Source organism: Paraburkholderia sp. SECH4 (assembly GCF_030511745.1).
GTDB lineage: Bacteria > Pseudomonadota > Gammaproteobacteria > Burkholderiales > Burkholderiaceae > Paraburkholderia > Paraburkholderia madseniana.
Genome location: NZ_JALOCP010000001.1, coordinates 327530 through 347183, shown reverse-complemented (window position 1 = coordinate 347183; position 19654 = coordinate 327530). Strand labels below are relative to the sequence as shown.

The window sequence follows — 19654 nt, the reverse complement described above, 5'->3', positions numbered from 1 at the left end:
ACGCCTATGAACCTGCTGATCGAACTGCTTGCCTTCGCGGTCGCGATTGGCGTACTCGTGGTCGTCCACGAGTACGGGCATTACAGCGTGGCGCGTTTGTGCGGCGTCAAGGTGCTGCGTTTCTCGATCGGCTTCGGCAAGCCGCTGTTCCAATGGGTGAGCCCGAAGACGGGCACCGAATGGACGATTGCCGCACTGCCGCTCGGCGGCTACGTGAAGATGCTCGACGAGCGCGAAACCGGCGGGGCGCCGATTCCCGTTGAAGCCTTGCCGCATGCGTTCAACCGGCAGTCAGTGTGGCGCCGCTTCGCGATTGTCGTCGCCGGGCCGGTCGCGAATTTCCTGCTTGCCATCGTGCTGTTCGCCCTTGTGTTCGCCACGGGCGTGACGGAACCGGCGGCTGTGGTGGCGGCGCCTGCGCCGAATACGCCGGCAGCACTGGCCGGTTTCGACGGTGGCGAAACGATTGTGGCGGTTCGTGCGGAGAACGCCGGCGAATCCGAGCGAGTGCGTTCGTGGTCCGACCTGCGCTGGAAACTGCTGGGCGCGGCATTCGATCACAAGCGCGTCGTGCTGAGCGCGAAAGACGCGCACGGCACCTCGGATTTCCAGCTGGATCTGCGTGGTATCACCGAGAAAGACGTCGACGACGACTTCATGTCGCGTCTCGGTTTCGAGCCGGGTGGTGGCAAGCTGACGGTCGCCGGGGTGCAGCCGGGTAGCGCGGCGCAAAAGGCAGGCCTTGCGGTGGGCGACCGTCTGCGCGCGATCAACGGTATCCCTACCGACAATGCCACGGCCTTCATCGCTTATGTAAAATCGCACGCCGGCACGCCCGTGACGCTGCAGGTAGAGCGTGGTGGGCAAGCCGCGGGCAAGCTGGAAGACGTTCGCATCGTCCCGCAGTCGCAGCGGGACGACGCGACGGGGCAGCAGATCGGCCGTATCGGTGCGGAGCTCGCCACCCAGGTGCCGTCGATCGACGTGCGTTACGGGCCGGTCGAAAGCCTGCAACTGGGCGCACGCCGTACGTGGGATCTGGCTGTTTATTCGGTGCGCATGTTCGGACGGATGATTGTTGGCGAGGCATCGCTCAAGAATCTTTCCGGCCCCGTGACGATCGCCGATTACGCAGGAAAGAGCGCACGTCTAGGTCCTTCTGCATTCCTGTCGTTCCTGGCCCTTGTCAGTATTAGCCTCGGCGTACTGAACCTGTTACCAATTCCGGTATTGGACGGGGGTCATCTGTTATATTATTTGGTTGAAGCTGTAACCGGCAAAGTTGTCTCCGATCGCTGGCAACTCGTTTTTCAGAGGGCGGGTCTCGCCTGCATCGTCGCGTTGTCGGCGATTGCGCTGTTCAACGATCTGGCTCGTTTAATCCATTTTTAAAGTGTCTGGCGGCGTTCACGATGGCGACCGCCCGACCTGATGCAGCTATACACACTGGGGAAGCACGTTGTTTAAACCTCATCGCTTTGTTCCAAAGACGGTTATAGCCGCGGCGTTTGCCGCGCATGGGCTGGTTGCTCACGCAACGACGCCCTTCGTGGTGCAAGACATCCGGATCGAGGGATTGCAACGCGTCGAACCCGGTACCGTGTTCGCGTACCTGCCCATCAAGCAAGGCGACACCTTTAGCGACGACAAGGCTTCCGAAGCCATTCGCGCGCTGTACGCCACGGGCTTCTTCAATGACGTCAAGATCGCGACGGAAGGCAGTGTCGTCATCGTCCAGGTGCTGGAACGTCCGGCCATCGGCACGATCGACTTCGCCGGCATTCACGAGTTCGACAAGGAAAACCTGACCAAGGCGCTGCGCGCGGTCGGTTTGTCGCAAGGCCGTTACTACGACAAGGCACTTGTCGACAAGGCTGAGCAGGAACTGAAGCGCCAGTACCTGACGCGTGGCTACTATGCCGCCGAAGTCACCACGACGATCACGCCGATCGACCGCAACCGCGTGTCGGTGCTGTTCTCGGTGGCTGAAGGTCCGAGCGCGAAGATCCGCCAGATCAACTTCATCGGCAACAAGGCGTTCAGCACGGGTACGCTGCGCGACGAAATGCAGTTGTCCACGCCGAACTGGTTCTCGTGGTACACGAAGAACGACCTGTACGCGAAAGACAAGCTCACCGGCGACCTCGAAAACGTCCGCTCGTATTACCTGAATCGCGGCTACCTTGAGTTCAACATCGACTCGACCCAGGTGTCGATCTCGCCGGACAAGAAGGACATGTATCTGACGGTCACGCTGCACGAAGGCGAGCCGTACACGATCAACAGCATCAAGCTGGCTGGTAACCTGCTCGACCGCGAGCCGGAGCTGAACAAGCTCATCAAGATCAAACCAGGCGACCGTTTCTCGGCTGAAAAGCTGCAAGCCACCACCAAGGCGATCGTCGACAAGCTCGGCGAATATGGCTATGCGTTCGCTACTGTCAACGCGCAGCCGCAGATCGATCAGGAACACCACAAGGTCGACCTGACGCTGCAAGTGGACCCGAGCCGCCGCGTGTACGTGCGCCGCATCAACGTGGTCGGCAACACGCGCACTCGCGACGAAGTGGTGCGCCGCGAAATGCGCCAGCTCGAAAGCTCGTGGTTCGATTCGAACCGCCTCGCGCTGTCGAAAGACCGGATCAACCGTCTCGGCTACTTCACGGACGTGGACGTGACCACGGTGCCGGTGGAAGGCACGCCGGACCAGGTCGATGTGGACGTCAAGGTGGCTGAAAAGCCGACCGGCGCGATCACGTTGGGCGCGGGCTTCTCGTCGACGGACAAGGTGGTGCTCTCGGCCGGCGTGTCGCAGGACAACGTGTTCGGTTCGGGTACGAGTCTCTCGGTGAACGTGAATACCGCCAAGACGTACCGTACCTTGACGGTTACGCAGGTCGACCCGTATTTCACGGTCGACGGCATCAAGCGGATTACCGACGTCTACTACCGTACGTACCAGCCGCTGTACTACTCGACGGATTCGAGCTTCAAGATCGTCACGATCGGTGGTGACCTGAAGTTCGGTATTCCGTTCTCCGAAGTCGATACGGTGTATTTCGGCGCCGGCCTCGAGCAAAACCAGCTGGACGTCGACGCGAACACGCCGCAGAGCTACAAGGACTACGTAGCCGCCTTCGGCCGTGTGTCGAATAACGTGCCGATCACGGTGGGTTGGTCGCGCGACGCGCGTGACAGCGCACTGGTGCCGAGCCGCGGCTACTTCACGCAGGCGAACGCCGAATACGGCACGCCGATCGGCGGCACGCAGTACTACAAGGCCGACATCAACGCGCAGTACTATTATTCGTTCTCGCGCGGGTTCGTGCTGGGCTTCAACTTCCAGGGCGGTTACGGTAACGGTCTCGGCGGCAAGCCATATCCGATTTTCAAGAACTACTACGCGGGCGGTATCGGTTCGGTGCGGGGCTACGAGCCGAGTTCGCTGGGTCCGCGCGATGCGAAGACGAACGACCCGATCGGCGGCTCGAAGCTGCTGGTGGGTAACATCGAGTTGACGTTCCCGCTGCCGGGTACGGGCTACGACCGCACGCTGCGTGTCTTCACGTTCCTCGACGGCGGTAACGTCTGGGGTACGGAAGGTAACAGCATCGGCGCGAACGGCCTGCGTTACGGCTACGGTGTCGGTCTTGCGTGGATCTCGCCGATTGGCCCGCTCAAGCTCAGCTTGGGCTTCCCGCTCACTAAGCACACCGGCGACCAGTATCAGAAGTTCCAGTTCCAGATCGGGACGGCATTCTGATCCGGCGGAGGGCGACCCGGGCCTTTACGGGTGGCTTCCGGCGGTGGGCCCGGCCAAACTACAGTATCGAGAGGATGACTTTGCGAACCGGTATGTTTTCGAAACGTGTGGCTTGCGCGCTGGCGCTGGCAATGACGCTGGGTGTCGGCGTAGCGGGGGTCGCGCACGCCCAGGAAGCCAGGATCGCTGCGGTGAATTCGGACCGTATCCTGCGCGAATCGGCTGCCGCGAAGGCTGCACAGGTCAAGCTCGAGGCGGAGTTCGCCAAGCGCGACAAGGACCTGGCCGATATGGCGCAGAAGCTGAAGTCGATGTCCGACTCGCTCGACAAGAACGGTGCGTCGATGTCGGCCGCCGATCGCGCGCAGAAGCAGCGCGATCTGTCACAGTTGGATACGGACTTTCAGCGCAAGCAACGCGAGTTTCGCGAGGACCTGAACCAGCGCCGCAACGAAGAGCTGGCGGCGGTGCTCGACCGGGCCAACAAGGTGATCAAGCAGATCGCTGAGCAACAGCATTACGACCTGATCGTTCAGGAAGCGGTGTACGTGAGCCCGCGCATCGACATTACCGATCAGGTGCTCAAGGCACTGGCGGCATCGGGCAACTGAACGCGCGCGCCGGGCACCGGCCGGGTTGCAGCGCAGGGTCGTAGAACTGACAAGTTGGACTGATTGTGCAGCAATCATCTCGCATGGGATCGGAGACAGAGGATAGGCATGGCATTTACGCTTGAGGACATCGTCCAGCAGTTCGGCGGTGAAGTAGTCGGAGAAGGTTCGCAGCGCGTCGGCAGTCTGGCGCCGCTCGACCAGGCAGGCCCGGACCAACTGGCGTTCCTCGCCAATCCGAAGTACCTGTCGCAGGTCGAGACGACCCGTGCGGGCGCGGTGTTGATCAATGCCGACGACCTCTCGAAACTCAGCTCCCTTACAGGCCGTAACTTCATCGTCACGCCGAATCCGTACGCTTACTTCGCGCGCGTCGCGCAGACATTCATCGACATGGCAGCGCCCAAGGCCGTGCCCGGTGTGCATCCGAGCGCGACGATCGACCCGTCGGCCCAGATTGCCGCGAGCGCGGTGATCGGTCCGCACGTCACGGTGGAAGCGGGCGCGGTGATCGGCGAAAACGTGCGTCTGGACGCCAACGTGGTGATCGGCCGCGGCACGCGAATCGGTGCGGGCTCGCATCTGTATCCGAACGTCGCGGTGTATTACGGCTGCAAGCTCGGCGAGCGCGTGATTGTGCACGCCGGCGCGGTGATCGGTTCGGACGGTTTTGGCTTCGCGCCGGATTTCGTCGGTGAAGGCGATGCGCGTACCGGCAGTTGGGTGAAAATTCCGCAGGTCGGCGGTGTGTCGATCGCGGCGGACGTCGAAATCGGTGCGAACACCACCATCGACCGCGGCGCCATGGCCGACACGATCATCGAGGAGTGCGTGAAAATCGACAACCTCGTGCAGATCGGCCACAACTGCAAGGTCGGCGCTTACACCGTGATCGCCGGCTGTGCGGGCATTGCAGGCAGCACCACGATCGGCCGTCATTGCATGATCGGCGGCGCGGTTGGGATCGCCGGACACGTCACGCTGGCTGACTATGTGATCGTCACGGCGAAGTCGGGCGTCTCGAAGTCCTTGCTGAAGCCTGGCCTGTACACAAGCGCATTCCCGGCTGTGAACCATGCCGACTGGAACAAGAGTGCCGCTTTGCTGCGTAACATCGACAAACTTCGCGATCGTATCAAGGCGCTCGAAAATGCCGCTTCGGCAGGCAAGCCAGCCGGCGCGGCAAGCAATTCCGCGGGCGACGAAGCCTGAGAAGTATCGCGCTGACCTGCGGGTCAACCCGCACAACAATCCGCGGGCCAACCGGCCGGTACCGCGTAAAATAGCGGGCAAGCATCAGGAAGCAAAGTCGGTTGCCGTGACCGGGTGGCATGGCCGCCTGGTTTCGACAAGCGCCGGCAGCACGCGTTACCAACCCACCTGCACCAGCATCCGCAGTCATCATCGCGCAGTCAATGCGTGAGTAGAAACACCATGAGCACCGAAAAAATCAATCTCGACATTCATAAGATTCTCACGCTGCTGCCCCATCGTTACCCGATCCTGCTGGTCGACCGGGTGCTCGAACTCGAGCCGCATAAGAGCATCAAAGCGTTGAAGAACGTGTCGATCAATGAGCCGTATTTCCAGGGTCACTTTCCGACCCGTCCGGTGATGCCCGGCGTGCTGATCCTCGAAGCGCTCGCGCAAACGGCAGCCCTGCTGACGTTTTCGGAAGAGCCGAGCGATCCGTCGAACACGCTGTATCTGTTCGTGGGCATCGACAACGCGCGTTTCAAGCGCGTGGTGGAACCGGGCGATCAGCTGATCCTGAACTGCACGTTCGAGCGTCATATGCGCGGCATCTGGAAGTTCAAGGCGCGCGCCGAAGTGGATGGAGCCGTAGCGGCGGAAGCCGATCTGATGTGCGCGGTGCGGCACACGGACAAAGACGCTTGAAGCCGGTGTCCGGACGACGGTCAGCGGCTTTTCCCGAGCGCTGCGAACTCCGGCTACGCCCATCCAGACAACGCAACAGAATCAGAAGCGAGGACGCATGAGCAGGATTCATCCCACTGCGATCGTCGAACCGGGCGCACAAGTCGACGAATCCGTCGAAATCGGACCGTATGCCGTCATCGGCGCACATGTGACGATCGGCGCACGGAGCACGGTCGGTTCGCACAGCGTGATCGAAGGTCACACCACGATCGGCGAAGACAACCGCATCGGCCACTATGCATCGGTCGGCGGCCGTCCGCAGGACATGAAGTACAAAGACGAGCCGACCCGGCTCGTGATCGGCAATCGCAACACGATCCGTGAATTCACCACGATCCACACCGGCACGATGCAGGACGCGGGCGTCACTACGCTGGGCGACGACAACTGGATCATGGCCTACGTGCACATCGGGCACGACTGCCACGTCGGCAACAACGTGATTCTGTCGAGCAATGCGCAGATGGCCGGCCACGTGACGATTGGCGACCATGCGATTATCGGCGGCATGTCGGGCGTGCATCAGTTCGTGCGCATCGGCGAGCATTCGATGCTGGGCGGTGCTTCGGCGCTCGTGCAGGACATCCCGCCGTTCGTGATCGCTGCCGGCAACAAGGCCGAGCCTCACGGTATCAATGTCGAAGGTCTGCGCCGCCGTGGTTTCTCCGCAGACGCGATCTCGGCGCTGCGCTCGGCGTACCGCTTGCTGTACAAGAACGGCCTGTCGCTTGAAGAAGCGAAGCTGCAGTTGCGCGAACTCGCATCCGCGGGTGGCGATGGCGATGCGCCGGTACAAACGCTGCTCGCGTTTGTCGAAGCGTCGCAACGCGGCATCATCCGCTAACCGATGGCTTTGAACCCGAGTCCCCTGCGCGTCGCGATGGTGGCAGGCGAGCCGTCCGGCGACCTGCTGGCGGCGTCGCTGCTCGACGGCCTCGCGAGCCGTCTGCCCGCCGGTACCCAGTATTACGGGATCGGCGGCCCGCGCATGATCGCCACGGGTTTCGACGCCCACTGGCCAATGGAGAAGCTGACGGTGCGCGGCTATGTCGAAGCACTGCGGCATATTCCAGAAATCCTCGGCATCCGCAACGAACTGAAGCGCCAACTGCTGGCCGAGCCGCCGTCGGTGTTCGTCGGCGTGGACGCGCCCGATTTCAACTTCGGACTCGAGCATCCGTTGCGCGACGCGGGTATTCCGACCGTTCACTTCGTTTGCCCGTCGATCTGGGCGTGGCGAGGTGGGCGCATCAAAAAGATCGCCAAAGCGGTCGACCACATGCTGTGCGTGTTCCCGTTCGAAACGGCGCTGCTGGAAAAGGCCGGCATCGCGGCTTCGTACGTGGGCCATCCGCTCGCCGACGAAATTCCTCTGGTACCCGACACGCTTGGCGCGCGCCGCACGCTCGGCCTTGCCGAAAGCGGTCCGATCATCGCGGTGCTGCCGGGCAGCCGGCGCTCGGAGATCGATCTGATCGGTCCGACGTTCTTTGCCGCGATGGAAATGATGCAGCACCAGGAGCCCAGTTTGCGTTTCGTGATGCCGGCGGCCACGCCCGCATTGCGCGAAATGCTACGGCCGCTGGTCGATGCGCATCCTGGTCTCGCGCTGACCATTACCGACGGCCAGGCGCAAATCGCGATGACGGCGGCCGATGCGATCCTCGTCAAGAGCGGCACGGTGACGCTGGAAGCCGCGCTGCTGAAAAAGCCGATGGTGATCTCGTACAAGGTGCCCTGGCTGACCGGCCAGATCATGCGACGCCAAGGCTATCTGCCGTATGTTGGCTTGCCGAACATTCTGGCGGGGCGTTTCGTCGTGCCGGAAATTCTGCAGCACTTCGCGACGCCCCAGGCGCTCGCCGAAGCGACGCTGAAACAGTTGCGCGACGAGGCCAACCGGCGCACGCTGACGGAAATCTTCACGGAGATGCATCACGTGCTGAAGCAGAACACCGCGCAGCGTGCAGCGGAAGTCGTGGCGAGCGTCGTCGAAAAGCGGAAGGCTCGGCCGTGACCACCGCTCGCGCTCCACGCCGCAAGGCCGCGGCTGTTGCAGGCGCGGCAACGCGGCAGGTCGGTCTGGACTTTGAAACGCCGGATGACATCGTCTGCGGCGTCGACGAAGCCGGGCGCGGGCCGCTGGCTGGCCCGGTGGTCGCTGCGGCGGTGATTTTCGATCCGTCGAAGCCGATGATCCGCGGCCTCGACGATTCGAAAGCGCTCACCGCGAAAAAGCGCGACGAACTCTACGACAAGATCGTCGACCGGGCACTTGCGTACTGCATCGCGTCCGCTAGCGTCGAAGAAATCGATACGCTGAACATCCTGCACGCCACCATGCTGGCGATGAAGCGGGCGGTCGAAGGCCTTTCGGTCGTGCCGACGCTCGTGAAAATCGACGGCAATCGCTGCCCAACGCTGAGCGTTCGCAGCGAAGCCGTGATCGGCGGTGATGCCTTGGTCAAAAGCATTTCGGCGGCGTCGATTCTTGCCAAGGTCACGCGTGACCGGATGCTGCTCGAACTGCATCAAGCCTATCCGGTCTACGGTTTTAACGCGCATGCCGGCTACGGCACGCCGCAGCATCTCGCGGCGCTGCGCGAACATGGGCCCTGCGAGCATCATCGGCGCTCGTTCGCACCGGTGCGTGAAGCGCATCAGCGTTTCGGCACGGCTTTGAAGCAGCCGGCGGGCGACGTGATCGTCGTGTCTCGAACGCTCACGAATGCCATGCTCGACGACGACGCCTTCGGCGAACGCAGCGGCGCGTAAGCGCTGCGCGTTGTCCGGCGCGTCGCCCATTCTTTCCTCATTCTCACTGTCTTCGCTGCCTGTGAAAGCCATCACCTCGCGGGACAATCCGCTCTACAAGCGCCTCAAGGCACTGGCCGGCTCGACGCATCAGCAGCGTCGCAGTGGCCACGCGTTGCTCGAAGGGTTCCATCTCGCGAGCGCGTATCTCGACGTCGCCGGGCAGCCGGAAATGTGCATCGTTACCGAGGGCGCGTTGCGCCACGACGAAGCGCAGGCCATCGTGTCGCGCATCGACGAGCACCGTATCGTCACGCTGCCCGATGCATTGTTCGGCCAGGTGTCGAACGTCGTGCACGGTGTCGGGATTCTGCTGCTGGTCGAAAAGCTCGATACGCCGCTGCCGGAGAATGTCGGAGAAACCTGCCTCGTACTCGATGGCGTGCAGGATGCCGGCAACGTCGGTTCGATTCTACGGAGCGCGGCGGCCGCCGGTATTCAGCAGGTGTTTTGTGCGCCGGGCACCGCGTACGCGTGGTCGTCGAAGGTATTGCGCTCGGGCATGGGCGCGCATTTCCTGTTGCAAATCCACGAGGATGTCGAGGCGCAGGTATTGATCGAGCGCCTGGCTGTGCCCATCGTCATTACGGATTCGCACGGTGCCGAGGCGATTTACGACTGCGATCTAAGCGGGCCGCTCGCGTGGGTGTTCGGCAACGAAGGGGCGGGCGTATCGCAGACCTGGCGCGATGCGGTTTCGTTGCGGGTGACGATTCCTCAGCCGGGCGGCATGGAATCGCTCAATGTGGCCGCCGCCGCGGCTATCTGCGTGTTCGAACAGTGCCGCCAGCAGCGCCGCGCGTGACATTGCACTGACTGCTGGTCTGAGGCGACCTCCGCGATCACCTCAGCACCACGCACGCCCGCAAAACAGGCGCCGCTCAATAAACCGGCCGGTCCAGCTTGATCTCCTGCAGGATCGTCGTCGCGATTTCTTCGATCGACTTATGCGTCGACGACAACCACTTGACGCCTTCGCGCCGCATCATCGCTTCCGCCTCGTTGATCTCGTAGCGGCAATTTTCCGGCGCGGCGTACTTGCTGCCCGGGCGGCGCTCGTTACGGATCTCCGACAGCCGCTGCGGATCGATCGATAAACCAAACATCTTCTGCCGATGCGCCAATAGCGGCGTAGGCAGCTTGCCGCGCTCGAAGTCTTCCGGAATCAACGGATAGTTGGCCGCTTTCACGCCGTACTGCATGGCCAGATACAGGCTCGTCGGTGTCTTGCCGCTGCGCGACACGCCGACCAGAATCACATCGGCATCGGCCAGATTGCGGTTCGATTGACCGTCGTCGTGGGCGAGCGAGAAGTTGATCGCTTCGATCCGGTTCTTGTATTCCTCGGTATCGGCGTTCTGGTGGCCGCGACCCATCGCGTGGCTCGACTTGAGCTCCAGTTCCTGCTCGAGCGGCTCCACGAAGGTCTGAAACATGTCCAGCACGAGCGCATTCGAGCCTTTGACGATCTGATTCGAGGCGCTGTCCACCAGCGTCGTAAAGACGATCGGGCGGCGGCCGTCCTGCTGGATCGCTTCGTTGATCTTTTCTAGCGTGGCGTAGGCTTTTTCCGTCGAGTCGACGAAGGGCACGCGAACCAGGCGGAATTTCTGGTCGAACTGGGAGAGGATCGAATGCGCGAAGGTTTCGGCAGTGATCCCGGTACCGTCGGAGACGATGAATACGGTGGGCGGCATCAGTGGGGCTGGGGAACGTGAGCGGGAAAAAGCGCTCGAATGAAACATCGCTGCATGGATGTCGCTGCACGGTGGCTAACCGGAGATTGCAGCGGCGTCATGTCAGCGCGCCGTGGGCACCGCAATTGCGTCCGGATGGCGGTGGGGCCTCGCGAGAGCCTCGCAAGAGCCCGTCAGCCGGTCCGGGGCGCGATTCGAGGCGCAATTCTCGTCCGACTGTCACATTTTGAGAGTCGGCACGGTAGAATAGCGGCAACCTGTTGGATAAGCAATTGCAGGCGATTGGCGTCTAACTCACCGCGAACGGTCGGTCAACGCCACGCTTTGCGCCGGTAACTTGCGGCAAATTGAGAGATTGGGGCGGATCGATCGGTAATTTCGTCCAACCGCTTTCTACGTCGTGCATCCGGCGCTTTTCAGCCTTCGCGGCCATTTGCAGCGATTGCTTCTCCAACAGGTTGTGCAAGACGCGAGGTCACGCTTCCAATGGGCGTCTCGCGTTCAAGCCCACTTGCACAGCCGTGAATTTCTTTCACACTTAGGGGCTTGTATGACTAACGCAGTTACCGTCGCAAAGGAAGAGGCGTATGTAGTTCCGTTCGAGCAGTTGCGGATGACCGATGTGGAGATTGTCGGCGGCAAGAATGCGTCGCTTGGCGAGATGATCAGTCAGCTCGCCGAAGCCGGCGTGCGCGTGCCGACTGGCTTCGCCACCACGGCGCTGGCTTTCCGTGACTTCCTGCATCACAACAACCTGACTGAACGCATCGCCAAACGTCTCGAAACGCTCGACGTCGACGACGTGAAAGCGCTCGCCGAAGCGGGCAAGGAGATCCGTCAATGGATCGTCGACGCCCCGATGCAGCCGCGTCTCGAAGCGGATATCCGCGCAGGTTTCGACACCCTGCAAAACAGCTCGCCTGAAGAGTTGTCGTTTGCCGTGCGTTCGTCGGCAACGGCAGAAGACTTGCCGGACGCATCGTTCGCGGGTCAGCAGGAAAGCTACCTCAACGTGGTCGGTATCGACGAGGTGCTCGATCGCATGAAGCACGTGTTCGCGTCGCTGTACAACGACCGTGCAATCTCCTATCGCGTCCACAAGGGCTTCACCCACGCTGAAGTCGCGTTGTCGGCTGGTGTGCAGCGCATGGTGCGCTCGGACGTCGGTGCGGCAGGCGTGATGTTCACGCTGGACACGGAATCGGGCTTCAAGGACGCCGTCTTCATCACGTCGAGCTACGGGCTGGGCGAAACGGTCGTGCAAGGCGCCGTGAATCCGGACGAGTTCTACGTCTTCAAGACCACGCTCGCACAAGGCAAGTACCCGATCATCCGCCGCTCGATCGGCTCGAAGCTGATCAAGATGGAATTCACCAAGGCGGGCGAAGAAGGCCGCGTGAAGACCGTCGACGTCGCGCACGAGCAGCGCAACCGTTTCTCGATCACCGACGAAGACGTGATCGAGCTCGCGAAATACGCCGTCATCATTGAAAAGCACTACGAGCGTCCGATGGACATCGAGTGGGGCAAGGACGGCCGCGACGGCAAGATCTTCATCCTGCAGGCGCGCCCGGAAACGGTGAAGAGCCAGGCTGCGGGCAAGGCCGAGCAACGTTTCAAGCTGAAGGGCCAATCGAACGTGCTGACTACCGGCCGCGCGATCGGCCAGAAGATCGGTGCGGGTCCGGTGCGCGTGATTCACGATCCGTCGGAAATGGACCGTGTGCAGCCGGGCGACGTGCTGGTGGCCGACATGACCGACCCGAACTGGGAGCCGGTCATGAAGCGCGCATCCGCGATCGTCACGAACCGTGGCGGCCGTACCTGCCACGCGGCAATTATCGCGCGTGAGCTGGGCGTGCCGGCGGTGGTCGGCTGCGGCGACGCGACCGACCTGCTGAAGGACGGCGCGCTGGTGACCGTGTCCTGCGCGGAAGGCGATGAAGGCAAGATCTATGACGGTCTGCTCGAAACCGAAATCACCGAAGTGCAGCGCGGCGAACTGCCGCCGATTCCGGTGAAGATCATGATGAACGTCGGCAATCCGCAACTGGCTTTCGACTTCTCGCAACTGCCGAACGCAGGTGTGGGTCTGGCGCGGCTCGAGTTCATCATCAACAACAACATCGGCGTTCACCCGAAGGCGATTCTCGAGTACCCGAACATCGATCAGGACCTGAAGAAGGCCGTGGAAAGCGTGGCACGTGGCCATGCATCGCCGCGCGCGTTCTACGTCGACAAGCTGACCGAAGGCATCGCAACGATCGCAGCGGCGTTCTATCCGAAGCCCGTGATCGTGCGTCTGTCGGACTTCAAGTCGAACGAGTACAAGAAGCTGATCGGCGGTTCGCGTTACGAGCCGGACGAAGAAAACCCGATGCTGGGCTTCCGTGGCGCATCGCGCTACATCGCTGACGACTTCGCCGAAGCGTTCCAGATGGAATGCATCGCGCTGAAGAAGGTGCGTGAGGAGATGGGCCTCGACAACGTCGAGATCATGGTGCCGTTCGTGCGTACGCTGAAGCAGGCGGAACGCGTGGTCGGGCTGCTGGAGAAGTTCGGCCTGAAGCGCGGCGAGAAGGGCTTGCGCCTGATCATGATGTGCGAAGTGCCGTCGAACGCGATTCTCGCCGAAGAATTCCTGCAATTCTTCGACGGCTTCTCGATCGGTTCGAACGACCTGACGCAGCTCACGCTCGGCCTCGACCGCGACTCGGGCATGGAACTGCTGGCAGTCGATTTCGACGAACGCGATCCGGCCGTCAAGTTCCTGTTGAAGCGCGCGATCGATACGTGCCTGCGCCTGAACAAGTACGTCGGTATCTGCGGCCAGGGCCCTTCGGATCATCCGGACTTTGCGCAATGGCTGACCGATGAGGGCATCAAGTCGATCTCGCTGAACCCGGACTCGATCGTCGAGACGTGGCAGAAGTTGGCGAAGTCGTCGGCGAAGTAAGTGAAGTAAAAAAGCGAAATAAATAAGCGCGGGGCAGGTGCCCGATAAGCAGTTTGCATAAAGGGTGGTGCGCTACGTCAAAAGCACGTAAAAGCGTGCGGCACCGTCCGATAAAATGCACCCGCTTCGTGCTATAAACACCCCGGTAGATCCGGGGTGTTTTGCTTTGTGGAGGTCGACGTGGCGCCAGGTGGATTGTTCTGGTGGATCGGGGCGGGTGTGCTTGTCGCGCTGGAGTTGATCAGCGGCACTTTCTATTTGCTCATGATCGCGTTGGGTTGTGTAGCGGCAGCCATTGCCCGTATTGCGGGCGCCGCCGCCGACCTGCAGTTTGCGATTGCGGCCTTCGTAGCGCTGGCGGCAGTCCTGTTGCTGAGGCGCTCGCGCTTTGGCCGCAGAACGCGTAAGGAGGCGTCAAAAAACCCGGACGTCAATCTCGACATCGGCCAGACGTTGAATGTGCCGGCGTGGCACGAGCGCCGGGCGCGCGTCAATTACCGCGGGGCTGCATGGGACGTCGAACTGGCTGCTGGTGAACCCGAAGATGCGCAGCTCTATGAGATCGCCGAGATGCGTGGCAGTTGCCTCGTCGTCGTGGCGAGCCGGCCGGCGAAAACCAAGGCAACCGTGGCCTGAGCGCGCACCAATGCGCGCATAGCGCCATGCATAACTATTCGAACTACGGACCGGAGGTCAGTCATGGATTCAACCATTGTCGGGGCGGTGCTTCTGCTTATCGTGATCGTGCTGGCGGCGCAGACGCTCAAGATCGTGCCGCAGCAGCATGCGTGGGTGCTGGAGCGGCTCGGCCGCTATCACCGCACGCTGACGCCGGGCCTGAGCTTCGCGTTTCCGTTCGTCGACCGGATCGCGTACAAGCACATTCTCAAAGAGATCCCGCTCGAAGTGCCGAGCCAGGTGTGTATTACGCGCGACAACACGCAACTGCAGGTGGATGGCGTGCTGTATTTCCAGGTCACCGATCCCATGAAGGCGTCGTACGGGTCGAGCAACTTCGTGTTCGCGATTACGCAGTTGTCGCAAACCACGCTGCGTTCCGTGATCGGCAAACTCGAACTCGACAAGACGTTTGAAGAGCGCGACTTCATCAACCACAGCATCGTGTCGTCGCTCGATGAAGCGGCGTCGAACTGGGGCGTCAAGGTGCTGCGCTACGAGATCAAGGACCTGACGCCGCCCAAGGAAATTCTTCACGCCATGCAGGCGCAGATCACTGCTGAGCGCGAGAAGCGCGCGCTGATCGCGGCGTCCGAAGGGCGTAAGCAGGAACAGATCAATATCGCCTCGGGCGGGCGCGAGGCGTCGATCCAGAAGTCCGAAGGCGAGCGGCAGGCGGCGATCAATCAGGCGCAGGGTCAGGCCGCGGCGATTCTGGCGGTGGCTGAGGCTAACTCACAGGCGATTCAAAAGATCGCTGCGGCCATCCAGTCGAACGGCGGGATGGAAGCGGTGAACCTGAAAGTGGCCGAGCAGTATGTGAATGCATTCGGCAACCTGGCGAAGCAGGGCACCACGTTGATCGTGCCGGGTAACCTGGCGGATATGAGTTCGATGATCGCGTCGGCGCTGACCATTGTGAACAAGGTGAAGGGCGCGGCCGAGGCGCGCTGATTGACGTTCTTCCTTGCCGAATGAAAATGGCCCGCAAATTTGCGGGCCATTTTTCGGTGAATCTCAGTTTTACGACGGCGAGCGCATCAGGCGCGCCTTCTCGCGTTCCCAGTCGCGCTTCTTCTCGGTTTCGCGCTTGTCGTGTTGCTTCTTACCCTTGGCGAGGCCGATCTCGCATTTGACGCGACCGCCCTTGTAATGAAAGTTCAACGGCACGAGCGTATAACCGCGCTGCTCGACCTTGCCGATCAGTTTGCTGATTTCTTCGGCGTGCAGCAGCAGCTTGCGCGTGCGCACCGGGTCCGGATTGATGTGGGTCGAGGCTTCGGGCAGCGGGCTGATGTGCGTGCCGATTAGGAACAGTTCGTTATTCTTGATGACCACGTAGCCTTCCTTGATCTGGCCACGGCCGGCGCGCAAGGCTTTGACCTCCCATCCTTCGAGCACGAGCCCCGCTTCGTAGCGTTCTTCGACCGAGTAGTCGTAGAAGGCTTTTCTGTTGTCAATGATGCTCATGAATGGAAAGTGCCCAACTCGTTTAAAATCACGATTTTAGCAAAGCGGGGCAAGGAAAGCCCGCGGCGCTTGTCCACCCTTGCCACGCGCTGTTCAATTTATGGCAGATGTCCAGAAAACCGTGTTGATCCGCCATTCGGCGGAACAGATGTTCGACCTCGTCACCGACGTCGCCGATTACCCCAACTTCCTGCCTTGGTGCGGGGGAGTCGAAATCCGCCGCCAGGACGAAACCGGCATGGAGGCGAAGATCGACATCAACTTCAAGGGCATCAAGCAGCATTTCGCCACGCACAACAGCATGGAGCGGCCCACGCGCATCGATATGGAGTTCGCGGACGGTCCGTTTCGCAAATTCACCGGCTTCTGGCGTTTCACGCCGCTGCGGGCCGACGCCTGCAAGATCGAATTCGCGTTGCACTACGAATTCACCAACATCATCCTCGAGAAGATCATTGGGCCGGTGTTCAGCCACATTGCCAACACCTTCGTCGAATCGTTCGTGAAGCGCGCCGATCAGCGCTACGGTAAGGCATGAGCGCGCGCTTGTCGATTGAAGTCTGCTACGCGCTTGCCAATGAGCAGGCGCTGATTGCCGTGGACTTGCCGGAAGGCGCCACGCTGCAGCAGGCGATAGACGCGAGCGGCATCTTGCAGCGTTATCCGCAGATCGATCTGAGCATGCAGAAGGTCGGTGTGTTCGGCAAGCTCAAGCCATTGGATACGGTGCTCGCCGACCACGATCGTGTCGAGATTTACCGGCCGCTGCTGGTGGATCCGAAGCTGTCGCGCCAACGGCGCGTCGAGAAGACCCGCAAGGCGGGTTCGATCGAAGGGCGCCGCTGGCTGAACAAGGATTCGCGCTAGGCTACGCCTCGTAGCTGTGGCGGGGCAGCGCCGAGGGTGCTCCGTCTCAATCGTCTCAATGCACCGAAGGCTGCGCCTTCTCCTCAATCGATGCCGCCCCGGACGTATCGTCGTCCGCATGCTGGCGCACCGACCAGCACACTCCGCCCACCAGCAGCAGGATCGCCGCCGTTTCCAGCGGGCGCGGCAGGCGCTGGTCGTAGATAAACGCGTAGAGCAGCGCGAAAAGCGTCTCGAACACGATCATCTGGCCGGACAGCGTGAGCGGCAGCCGTTTTGACGCGGCATTCCACAGCCCGTTGCCGAGCCACGACGCGCCGACGGCGAGGCCCAGATTCAGCATCCAGAAGGTGTGCCAGCGCTCGTCGCCGAGCGGCCCCTGCAAGCTGCCAGACGGCATGACGGCGACCACCAGCCACAATCCCGCGCCGAGCACGCCGGTCACGACACCCCACAGCACTGACCACTCGTTGCCGCTGAAATGCGTCTGACGCTGCAGATAGCGGGCGTTTTCGACCGCGAACCAGGTCCAGCAGGCGAGCGCGCCGACCGCGCAGCCGAGGCCGAGGAGCTTCGTCGCGATACTGACAGGCGTGCTGTCCGTTACCGTGAAGACGTCGATGTTGATGCAGGCGATGCCGGCCACCACCAGCGAAAGCGGCCATACGAGGCGGGCGAGCGGCACGGCGCCATGATCGCGCCGGCCGAGCAGCGTCACCGTGACCGGCAGGACGCCGACGATGAGCGAAGCCGGCGCGATGCCGATCATATGGACAGCCGCGGTCAGCAGCAGGTAGTAGAGCAGGTTGCCGGCCAGCGCCAGTTTGACCAGCGCGCCGAGATCCTCGCGGGTCAGTCGTTTGACGAGCGAGCGCGCCATCGGCAGCGCGGCGGCCAGCGAGACGATGCCGTACATCGTGTAGCGGCCGGCGCTCAGCAACAGCGGCGAGAAATCGGGCAGCACGCGCGGCACCAGAAACACCATGCCCCATAAGGCCCCGGCCATTACTCCATATGCCACACCGCGCTGCATCGACTGCCCCTGCAAGAAAACTGGAATGGTCGGCAGAATAGCCGTTCGACGGGCAGGGCGTCTTGTTTGATTCTGCATTCCGCCAGTTTTATCCGGCGTGTTCAGGCGCCTTTTAACTTCCGAGCGCCGGCCCGGCGGCGCGCAAGCGCCCCGAAATACCCATTCCCGAACCCGGTGCGGCGTCCATGCGCCCGAACGCGCAAACGAAACCGGATCGAACTCGAGGCGAACGTGGAAGCGAAATCGAAGGGTGCAAAGTCACGAGAAAAATCCCCTGAAATTCGCTAAGCTGCTGTTAGTGCAGTGAAAACCAGGGAGGTATCGCGTATAATTCGCTTTTGCGCCTATAGGATTTGCCATGCGTCTGATCCAAACAGCACTCACGTTCGATGACGTGCTCCTCGTCCCGGCTTTCTCCGATGTTCTGCCGCGCGACACCAGCCTCAAGACCCGGCTGACCCGCAACATCTCCCTGAATATGCCGCTCGTGTCCGCCGCCATGGACACCGTCACCGAAGCCCGTCTCGCGATCGCGATGGCGCAAATGGGTGGCGTGGGCATCATCCACAAGAATCTCACGCCGGCCGAACAGGCGCGTGAAGTTGCCAAGGTCAAGCGCTTCGAATCGGGCGTCGTGCGCGATCCGATCACCGTGCCGCCGCAAATGAAGGTGCGCGACGTCATCGCGCTGTCACGCCAGCATGGCATTTCGGGCTTCCCGGTCGTCGAAGGTTCGCAACTGATCGGTATCGTCACGAATCGTGACTTGCGCTTCGAAGAGCGTCTGGACGAGCCGGTGCGCAACATCATGACGCCGCGCGAGCGCCTCGTCACGGTCAAGGAAGGCACGCCGCTCGCCGAAGCCAAGGCGCTGATGCACAGCCATCGCCTCGAACGCGTGCTGGTCATCAACGACGCATTCGAACTGCGCGGCCTGATGACGGTTAAAGACATCACCAAGCAAACCGAACACCCGGACGCGTGTAAAGACGAACACGGCAAGCTGCGCGCAGGCGCGGCGGTCGGCGTGGGCGAAGACAACGAAGAACGCGTCGAGTTGCTGGTGCAGGCGGGTGTGGACGTGATCGTCGTCGACACGGCGCACGGCCACAGCAAGGGCGTGCTCGAGCGCGTCAAGTGGGTCAAGCAGAAGTTCCCGCATGTCGAAGTGATCGGCGGCAACATCGCTACCGCTGCGGCAGCCAAGGCGCTTGTCGAATACGGCGCAGACGGCGTGAAGGTCGGTATCGGCCCGGGCTCGATCTGCACGACGCGTATCGTCGCCGGTGTGGGCGTGCCGCAAGTCACCGCGATCTCGAACGTGTCGGAAGCGCTGAAGGGCACGGGCGTGCCGGTCATCGCCGACGGCGGCGTGCGTTTTTCGGGAGACGTCAGCAAGGCGCTGGCCGCCGGCGCGAATTCCGTGATGATGGGCAGCATGTTCGCCGGCACCGAAGAAGCGCCGGGCGACGTGTTCCTGTTCCAGGGCCGCCAGTACAAGTCGTACCGTGGCATGGGCTCGGTCGGCGCGATGAAAGACGGCGCGGCAGACCGCTACTTCCAGGACAACTCCGCGAACATCGACAAGCTGGTGCCGGAAGGTATCGAAGGCCGCGTCGCCTACAAGGGCTCGGTCAACGCGATCCTGTTCCAGTTGATTGGCGGCGTGCGCGCCAGCATGGGCTACTGCGGTTGCCGCACGATCGCGGAGATGAACGACAAGGCCGAGTTCGTGCAGATCACGGGCGCGGGCTTGCGCGAATCGCATGTGCATGACGTGCAGATCACCAAGGAAGCGCCCAACTACCACGTGGACTAAACGCC

General features: G+C 61.8%; 18 protein-coding genes. 15 read left to right on the top strand and 3 right to left on the bottom strand.

The features are described 5' to 3' along the window. Positions 1 to 6: 6 nt before the first annotated feature. The 9 genes from rseP (at position 7) to M0D67_RS01430 (ending at position 9934) form a co-directional block, all read left to right on the top strand. Positions 7 to 1392, top strand: a complete 1386-nt coding sequence (rseP, locus tag M0D67_RS01470) for an RIP metalloprotease RseP (RefSeq protein ID WP_154566001.1) — start codon at positions 7 to 9, stop codon at positions 1390 to 1392. Between the two features lie 67 nt (positions 1393 to 1459). Continuing rightward, positions 1460 to 3763: an outer membrane protein assembly factor BamA gene (gene bamA / locus M0D67_RS01465; RefSeq protein ID WP_154566000.1), complete on the top strand. Its 2304-nt coding sequence runs from the start codon at positions 1460 to 1462 to the stop codon at positions 3761 to 3763. Between the two features lie 74 nt (positions 3764 to 3837). Then, positions 3838 to 4374, top strand: a complete 537-nt coding sequence (locus M0D67_RS01460) for an OmpH family outer membrane protein (RefSeq protein ID WP_171925998.1) — start codon at positions 3838 to 3840, stop codon at positions 4372 to 4374. Between the two features lie 108 nt (positions 4375 to 4482). Further along, positions 4483 to 5586, top strand: a complete 1104-nt coding sequence (gene lpxD, locus M0D67_RS01455; RefSeq protein ID WP_154565999.1) for a UDP-3-O-(3-hydroxymyristoyl)glucosamine N-acyltransferase — start codon at positions 4483 to 4485, stop codon at positions 5584 to 5586. 222 nt (positions 5587 to 5808) lie between these two features. Continuing rightward, a complete protein-coding gene (gene fabZ, locus M0D67_RS01450; RefSeq protein ID WP_020065638.1) occupies positions 5809 to 6273 on the top strand; it encodes a 3-hydroxyacyl-ACP dehydratase FabZ in 465 nt (154 codons plus the stop codon). Between the two features lie 97 nt (positions 6274 to 6370). Continuing rightward, positions 6371 to 7159 carry an acyl-ACP--UDP-N-acetylglucosamine O-acyltransferase gene (gene lpxA, locus M0D67_RS01445; protein ID WP_154565998.1) on the top strand — a complete coding sequence of 263 codons (789 nt, stop codon included), beginning with the start codon at positions 6371 to 6373 and terminating at the stop codon, positions 7157 to 7159. Between the two features lie 3 nt (positions 7160 to 7162). After that, positions 7163 to 8332 (top strand): lipid-A-disaccharide synthase, encoded by a 1170-nt coding sequence (lpxB, locus tag M0D67_RS01440; RefSeq protein WP_171925999.1) that lies wholly within the window; start codon positions 7163 to 7165, stop codon positions 8330 to 8332. Then, positions 8329 to 9090, top strand: a complete 762-nt coding sequence (gene rnhB / locus M0D67_RS01435) for a ribonuclease HII (RefSeq protein WP_168435948.1) — start codon at positions 8329 to 8331, stop codon at positions 9088 to 9090. Before lpxB ends, rnhB begins: the two co-directional genes overlap by 4 nt. Positions 9091 to 9151: 61 nt before the next feature. Then, entirely contained in the window at positions 9152 to 9934 is a 783-nt protein-coding gene (locus M0D67_RS01430; protein ID WP_168435949.1) for an RNA methyltransferase, read from the top strand. A 76-nt stretch (positions 9935 to 10010) separates the two neighbouring features. On the opposite strand, the gene M0D67_RS01425 is transcribed toward M0D67_RS01430, so the two are convergent. After that, positions 10011 to 10826 carry a pyruvate, water dikinase regulatory protein gene (locus M0D67_RS01425; RefSeq protein ID WP_154565996.1) on the bottom strand — a complete coding sequence of 272 codons (816 nt, stop codon included), beginning with the start codon at positions 10824 to 10826 and terminating at the stop codon, positions 10011 to 10013. Between the two features lie 550 nt (positions 10827 to 11376). Between M0D67_RS01425 and ppsA the strand changes: the two genes are divergently transcribed. The 3 genes from ppsA to M0D67_RS01410 all read left to right on the top strand — a co-directional run bounded on the left by ppsA (position 11377) and on the right by M0D67_RS01410 (position 15414). Further along, entirely contained in the window at positions 11377 to 13782 is a 2406-nt protein-coding gene (gene ppsA, locus M0D67_RS01420) for a phosphoenolpyruvate synthase (protein ID WP_171926000.1), read from the top strand. Positions 13783 to 13962: 180 nt separating this feature from the next. Beyond that, positions 13963 to 14418 (top strand): NfeD family protein, encoded by a 456-nt coding sequence (locus tag M0D67_RS01415; RefSeq protein WP_168435947.1) that lies wholly within the window; start codon positions 13963 to 13965, stop codon positions 14416 to 14418. A gap of 63 nt (positions 14419 to 14481) precedes the next feature. Then, positions 14482 to 15414 carry an SPFH domain-containing protein gene (locus tag M0D67_RS01410; RefSeq protein ID WP_154565994.1) on the top strand — a complete coding sequence of 311 codons (933 nt, stop codon included), beginning with the start codon at positions 14482 to 14484 and terminating at the stop codon, positions 15412 to 15414. 69 nt (positions 15415 to 15483) lie between these two features. Here the strand turns inward: M0D67_RS01410 and smpB are convergent, their stop codons facing one another. Next, the gene (gene smpB, locus M0D67_RS01405) at positions 15484 to 15930 is read right to left on the bottom strand and encodes an SsrA-binding protein SmpB (protein ID WP_054035193.1); all 447 of its coding nucleotides are present in this window, start codon (positions 15928 to 15930) and stop codon (positions 15484 to 15486) included. 100 nt (positions 15931 to 16030) lie between these two features. On the opposite strand from smpB, the gene M0D67_RS01400 reads away from it, so the two are divergent. Together M0D67_RS01400 and M0D67_RS01395 are read left to right on the top strand one after the other, a co-directional pair. Beyond that, the gene (locus M0D67_RS01400; protein WP_063496516.1) at positions 16031 to 16468 is read left to right on the top strand and encodes a type II toxin-antitoxin system RatA family toxin; all 438 of its coding nucleotides are present in this window, start codon (positions 16031 to 16033) and stop codon (positions 16466 to 16468) included. After that, entirely contained in the window at positions 16465 to 16797 is a 333-nt protein-coding gene (locus M0D67_RS01395) for an RnfH family protein (RefSeq protein ID WP_154565993.1), read from the top strand. The genes M0D67_RS01400 and M0D67_RS01395 overlap by 4 nt, the downstream gene beginning before the upstream one ends. Positions 16798 to 16852: 55 nt before the next feature. Here M0D67_RS01395 and M0D67_RS01390 read toward each other — a convergent pair whose 3' ends face one another. After that, entirely contained in the window at positions 16853 to 17830 is a 978-nt protein-coding gene (locus tag M0D67_RS01390) for a DMT family transporter (protein WP_171926001.1), read from the bottom strand. Between the two features lie 358 nt (positions 17831 to 18188). Between M0D67_RS01390 and guaB the strand changes: the two genes are divergently transcribed. Further along, the gene (guaB, locus tag M0D67_RS01385; RefSeq protein ID WP_054035195.1) at positions 18189 to 19649 is read left to right on the top strand and encodes an IMP dehydrogenase; all 1461 of its coding nucleotides are present in this window, start codon (positions 18189 to 18191) and stop codon (positions 19647 to 19649) included. Positions 19650 to 19654: the final 5 nt, after the last annotated feature.